The sequence below is a fragment of the Syntrophorhabdus sp. genome (assembly GCA_012719415.1).
Lineage (GTDB): Bacteria > Desulfobacterota > Syntrophorhabdia > Syntrophorhabdales > Syntrophorhabdaceae > Delta-02.
Map to the genome: position 1 here is coordinate 1 of JAAYAK010000254.1, position 1,653 is coordinate 1,653.

General features: G+C 55.4%; 2 protein-coding genes. Both read right to left on the bottom strand.

Features of this window, described 5'->3' with window-relative positions; genetic code table 11:
• A partial coding sequence (locus GXX82_15055) for an enoyl-CoA hydratase/isomerase family protein (protein ID NLT24357.1) occupies positions 1-331 on the bottom strand: 331 nt, incomplete at its 3' end.
• A gap of 186 nt (positions 332-517) precedes the next feature.
• On the bottom strand, positions 518-1,369 hold the full coding sequence (locus GXX82_15060; protein NLT24358.1) for an MBL fold metallo-hydrolase: 852 nt from the start codon (positions 1,367-1,369) through the stop codon (positions 518-520).
• Positions 1,370-1,653 lie beyond the last annotated feature (284 nt).

The following is a 1,653-nucleotide window of genomic DNA, read 5'->3' on the forward strand; positions in this document are numbered from 1 at the left end:
CCCCCGCCCCGACGGCCACACCCTCGATGACGGCAATGACGATGGCGGGGATGTTGCGGATCAGTTTGATGCTCTCGTTGAGGACGGCCGCTTCGGCGTCGATGAGCGCCTCGGCGTCCCCGGCCTCTCTGAAGGCGATTATGTCCCCACCGGAGCAGAATGCCCCTCCCGAACCCCTGATGACGACAAGGGGGGCGCTCTCGCGGGCGGCATTCTTCATCGCCTCGTAAAGCCCCTTGAGAAGGTCGTAATCCATGGCGTTCTTCCTATCGGGTCTGTTCAACGTGATGGTAAAAACATCGTCCTTCAGTGACTCCAGAACAACCGGCATATATTCCTCCTTGATCATGTATCTAACCAGCATCCATTACAGCCCAGTTCACCGTCATGCATAAGAAGACGGTAATGACGAGGTGAAACATCCGTCCCCGATGCCGACGGCTCCCTGAGACCAGGGCGTCCTTACCCGTGTGCCCGTCCGCTCGTATGCCCCTTTGCTCGTACCGCAGACCATCGGTCACACCTCGAACACTGTCCCCACGGAGGCATAGAAACCCCGTTCGCCCAGCTCCCGTATCAATCTGGCCGCGTAGGCTATGCCGGTGCAGTGACAAACACCGACCGTGCCGATCTCCATATCCACGAGGGCCTTTATCGACAGGTCCACGGCCTCCTCGGGGAGTATGCCCCAGTGGGTGCCGCCGATGACCGCCCGGATGGGCAGGTCGGGAAGATGTTTTCGAACATGTTCGAGGGTGTTCACCGTTCCCGCATGGGCACACCCGAGAAGGACGACGAGTCCGCCTTCCGTGGATACGACCAGTGCTCCGTCATCGGGCACGGTGTCGACATCATAAGTCTCGCCCTTCTTGACGGCAAGCCGTTTGTCACCTGTTTCGAAGGATGAAAGCCGCGGTATCTCGCCGGTGAGGTACACCCCCTTCGCAATGTCGCGGAAACTGGAGGCCAGGTGGAAATCCGCGCCGCTCGCCTCCAGGGACTCTCTCCTTTCGCGCATGCCGATGAAACGAACCGTCATGTCCTCTCCCACGCGTTCCACGGCATATTTCTCATCGAATATGGCGGGATGGCCGTGGACCTCTACCGGTCCCGTCATGCCGAGAACATCCCTCATTCCCCCGGTGTGATCGTAGTGGCCGTGACTTAACAGGATCTTTTGAACCGATCGCAGGTCCCTCGAAAAGGTGAGGGAGTTTCTGAGGATGCCAATACCGGCACCGGTATCGAAAAGATAGGTTCCGGTCTCCGTTTCCACAAAGACGGCAAAACCGTGTTCCCCTATACCGCGCAGATTGGCAACCACATTTTCGCAAAGAATGGTGAGACGAAGACGTCCTTGTATTTCCACGGTACTCTACCTTTCGGGGAGATCTTTCAGTCTTTTCAATGATTAACCATATCCCGGCTTTTTTCAAGCGAAAAAGGCTCCCCGTTACCCATTCCGAAGCCAACAGAACACCATTTTTGGATTCCCGTTGACAGGCTCTTGTGAAAAGCCGGAACACCCTTAATATCAAGACTTTTTATCTTGACATAGCTCCCGCCTGAAAGATAATATTAAGTTTATAAAAATTTTCACAAATGAAGCTGCAGTACCCTTTAGAAGTTCAGAAAACGACGAAAAGGAGAGGG